6 protein-coding genes are annotated in these 3880 nt (G+C 48.0%); 4 read left to right on the top strand and 2 right to left on the bottom strand.

Annotation, left to right across the window (positions count from 1 at the left end; all coding sequences use genetic code 11):
- Window positions 1-323: 323 nt before the first annotated feature.
- Window positions 324-617, bottom strand: a complete 294-nt coding sequence (locus tag DT343_RS18625; RefSeq protein WP_181669241.1) for a fluoride efflux transporter FluC — start codon at window positions 615-617, stop codon at window positions 324-326.
- Window positions 605-805, bottom strand: coding sequence for a fluoride efflux transporter FluC (locus DT343_RS18620; protein ID WP_172459363.1), 201 nt, complete (start codon window positions 803-805; stop codon window positions 605-607). The genes DT343_RS18625 and DT343_RS18620 overlap by 13 nt, the downstream gene beginning before the upstream one ends.
- A gap of 308 nt (window positions 806-1113) precedes the next feature.
- On the opposite strand from DT343_RS18620, the gene DT343_RS18615 reads away from it, so the two are divergent.
- From DT343_RS18615 to DT343_RS18600, 4 genes are all read left to right on the top strand, one after another.
- Window positions 1114-1365 carry a hypothetical protein gene (locus DT343_RS18615; RefSeq protein WP_220116887.1) on the top strand — a complete coding sequence of 84 codons (252 nt, stop codon included), beginning with the start codon at window positions 1114-1116 and terminating at the stop codon, window positions 1363-1365.
- A complete protein-coding gene (locus tag DT343_RS18610) occupies window positions 1350-2462 on the top strand; it encodes a tRNA nucleotidyltransferase (protein WP_112863933.1) in 1113 nt (370 codons plus the stop codon). Before DT343_RS18615 ends, DT343_RS18610 begins: the two co-directional genes overlap by 16 nt.
- A gap of 429 nt (window positions 2463-2891) precedes the next feature.
- Entirely contained in the window at window positions 2892-3317 is a 426-nt protein-coding gene (locus DT343_RS18605) for a hypothetical protein (protein ID WP_146756800.1), read from the top strand.
- Between the two features lie 243 nt (window positions 3318-3560).
- A partial coding sequence (locus tag DT343_RS18600) for a hypothetical protein (protein WP_146756799.1) occupies window positions 3561-3880 on the top strand: 320 nt, incomplete at its 3' end.

Raw genomic sequence — 3880 nt, 5'->3', positions numbered from 1 at the left:
ATGGTGTTGCTGTCGAGCGTGTAGGCGATGCCGCGCGTTTCCAATAGGGCAATTACGCGGTTGATATTGGCTTCGCTGTGGTCGGCGCCGTATTTGCCGATAATGCCGATGGTGCTGAATTGGGTGGCGTTCATCAAAATTTCCTTACTGCTTAAAACCTTCCCTTTAGGGAGGATAATCTTGTGGGAGAGGTGCAAGCTCTTCCAATTTAGGGCAACACGTAGAGCGACGCTTTATGTGTTGCCTTTATGTGTCGCTCTGTGTGTTGAAACATAAAATGGTCGTTAAAAAATAAGGCGTAATTATATAGACAAACGGCGGTCTTATGTCAGCAATCCTTTGCCGATGAACATACCAAGCCGGCAGGCGGTGATACCGCCGAAGAGATGTGCGGCAAGATGCAGCAGGGCGTAGCTTTGGCTGCTGTGCGCGAGTTTGAGGAAATCGAGGATAAAGCTGGAATAGGTGGTAAAACCGCCGAGAAATCCGCTGATGAGGAATATAGTCGGAGAAGTGAAAAAGTAGTACAAGGCGGCGAGCCGCAGACAGTACAAGAGCGTACGGCAAGGCGAGCCAACGCCGTAATACTTTTTCAATTCTTTGACTATAAGCGCCAAGCGGGATTGTCTAGGCGCAGCAGCAGGCGTTCGGCGGCAATGCCGATAAGCAGACAGCCTAAGAGGTTGACGGCTAAAATCGCCCAATGGCTGTGCAGATGGAAGATTTTGCCGAATTGCGTGCTGAAGCCGGCTCTGGCGCATGCGCCTAAGCCGCCGCCGATAAAAATAAGAATAAAATGTTGCATAAGGGGGATTTTTTGTTAATTTAGCCGCCCACTATAGTCGGAGAAGTGAAAATTAGTACAAGGCGGCGAGCCGCAGACAGTACAAGAGCGTAGGGCAAGGCGAGCCAAGTCTGTAATACTTTTTCAATTCTTTGACTATATAACGAAAAATCCGCGCTGCGGCGTATGTTTCAACACACAGAGCGACACATAAAGCGTCGCTCTACGTGTTGCCCTGAATTGGAAGAGCTTGCACCTCTCCCACAAGATTATCCTCTCTAAAGGGAAGGGGTTTCAAGCAGTAAGGAAATTTTGATGAAGGAATTGCGATGTTTTATCTTGTGATCGCCTTGCTGATTTGGGCAAGTTCTTTTACGGCGGGCAAATATGCTTATCAGATGTTTGATCCCGTTTTGGTGGTGGAATTGCGCCTGCTGATTGCCATGCTCTTCAGGCGAGCGCATGACCTTGCTGACCGCCTTAGGCAGTGTATTAGTCATTGCTTCGGCGGCGGCTTCGACCCTGATTCCGATTCTGCGGCAAAAACCGCAAGCAGGAGAATAGAATGGAAATTTTCTTAGTCGGCGGTGCGGTGCGCGATGCTTTGTTGGGTTTGCCGGTACATGATCGCGATTATGTCGTGGTAGGCGCAAGTATTGAAGCCATGTTGGCGGCAGGTTTTCGGCAAGTCGGGCGGGAATTTCCCGTGTTTTTACATCCCGACAGCGGCGAAGAATACGCATTGGCGCGCACCGAACGCAAAGCAGGGCGCGGACATCGCGGCTTTGCCTTTGCATTTAGTCCGAACGTCTCTTTGCAGGAAGATTTGCGCCGCCGCGATTTAACCGTTAATGCAATGGCGCAAGACAGCGCCGGCAACATCATCGACCCTTACGGCGGACAAGCCGACCTTGCCGCGCGACGCTTACGCCATGTATCGGAAGCCTTTATCGAAGACCCGCTGCGCGTGCTGCGCCTACTACGCTTTGCAGCGCGATTTGCCGAATTAGGTTTTGAAATTGCTGAAGAAACATGGAATTTATGCTGCCAAATGGCGCAGGCAGGCGAATTGGCGGAGCTGACCGCCGAACGCGTTTGGCAGGAAAGCGAAAAAGCCCTGCAATCCGCCGCCCCGCAGCGCTATTTTCAAGGTTTGGCGGATATGAACGCCATGAACGTACTCACCGGCACGGCGATTGCTCATGATTGGAACAAAGCAGCCGCCGCCTTAACCGCTGCTGCGGCGCGGACATCGAATCCGGCAGCGCGTTTTGCCCTGTGGACGCAAGGCAATGCCGAGCTGATTGCCGCCTTGAAACAGCAATTACCGCTGCCGAAAATCTATAGCCAATGGCTGGAACGCCTGCAAAACATCGGTCATGATTTTGCCGCTTGGAACAACTCGGGGCGAAAAGCGCTGGCAACTCTTAAAAGCCTGCGCCGCCTTGCGCGACAATGGCTTTCTGCGCGAATACCTGCAAGCGACAGGCGTTGCCCAAACATTGCAAATCCGCATCATCGCGGCGCAAAGTGCGATGCTGCAAGGCGTCGATGCCAAACATCTTGCCGCGCAGGGCTTGGCAGGCGCGGCATTAGGCAAAGCCCTGCAAGCCGCGCAAATAGCAATCTTGGCAAAATATTGAAGTGCTGCGGTAAACAGGGTTTTATACATTTTTAGACATCGTTTGTATAATTAGTCATGCCATGTATAATTTTGACTAAAATCGCTAATGCAGAGGCAATATTATGAAAACATTAGAAAAAGCCATTATCCGTGATATTGCCAAGGGCATTGAAGTGAATCTGTACAGTCAGGAAAATCGCCAAAAATACGCCGCTTTATAGTCTCTTAACTTCAAAATGAGATTATTCTAAGCGCTTCTCCTGACAAAATGTGTATCTCTAAGTCTCATTTTGAAGTTAAGGTACTATAAAGATGATTTTGTAGCCCTCGCGCAAACAATAAAAATCTTTTGGAATGTTTTTTGCTAGACTATGTCAGTTGGCTAAGCTGCGGAAGTTTGCAGCATCCCCCAACGTTTAGCTCAGCGATTAATCGCTGAATCTTTCGAGACAGGAGTTCGTCTCAAACTTAAGGAGTCACTATATGCAACATACAAGCTTTGCACCGCTCAAACTCAGCGCCGCGGTTATGTTGGCGTGTTTGAGCTTTGCTGCTCAAGCGCAAACCGCTAATAAAGTCGAGAAGACCGATAAAGAGGTCCCCGTATCGCCCTTTGCTTTTTTAAATTTGAATTTACAAGCCAGCGAAAGCTCCAGCGGCACTTTCAATCTTCCGCCGCGTTTAATGATTTTATTTGATGACTCAGGTTCAATGGGTGAAGGGGTTCAAGGTTTGCCTAATAGTTCGCCATGGGTGAATTATACTCGTCAAGGTGGTGTCAATCAGAGAGTGCTACATGTTTCACCTAGAGGTGATCAAACTCTAAAGGCTAATAGAAGCTGTGTTACAAATAAGGATTATCCCAATGTAGGGCTAATGCATATGATTTTGGAGGAAAATATGGCGTAAAGTTAGATGTTCCTCGTCATCATCAAGACTATGGTAATGTGCTTTTTCCATCTTTTTGTTTTGCTTGTAAAGATGCAGCAAGCCTAACATCAAGTTTGGTGCATGGTGGGAACATGAATTGGTAGATTCTTCTGGAAGAATTAAACGAGGTAATAGCATTTCATGCGGTCGTAACACCTATCGTCAATATACTCAATTATTCGACCCTAATTCAAAAGCCATTCCAGTGCCGATGCCAACAGAGTGATTGTCAGTACATATTCACAAGGGGTTTCTCCTGAAGAAAATACTCGAATGGGAGTGGCGCGTAAGGCGTTGACGAATATTGTGGACCGTTATAAGGATGATTTTTCCTGGAGCTTGATGTCTTTATGGGGTACGGAAAAAAGATTAACGCAATTATTGCCTGTTAATGCAGTGCCTTATTTTTCTAACCATGCTGGTGATACAAGGGTGCATGAGTTTACCAAAGCTGGCACGCCAAACGATTATGCCGCCTTTAAAGATAGCATTAAAGATTGCGCCCTGGTGGATATACACCAACCACAACACGCTATTTGCAA

This window comes from Brevundimonas vesicularis (genome assembly GCF_900445985.1).
Taxonomy (GTDB): domain Bacteria; phylum Pseudomonadota; class Alphaproteobacteria; order Caulobacterales; family Caulobacteraceae; genus Brevundimonas; species Brevundimonas vesicularis_D.
This window is presented reverse-complemented; position numbering and strand designations above follow the sequence as displayed.

Coding starts and splice junctions, on each gene's coding strand:
- DT343_RS18605 (WP_146756800.1), top strand. CDS start 2,892: ATGCAACATACAAGCTTTGCACCGCTCAAACTCAGCGCCGCGGTTATG.
- DT343_RS18620 (WP_172459363.1), bottom strand. CDS start 805: ATGCAACATTTTATTCTTATTTTTATCGGCGGCGGCTTAGGCGCATGC.
- DT343_RS18615 (WP_220116887.1), top strand. CDS start 1,114: ATGTTTTATCTTGTGATCGCCTTGCTGATTTGGGCAAGTTCTTTTACG.
- DT343_RS18610 (WP_112863933.1), top strand. CDS start 1,350: ATGGAAATTTTCTTAGTCGGCGGTGCGGTGCGCGATGCTTTGTTGGGT.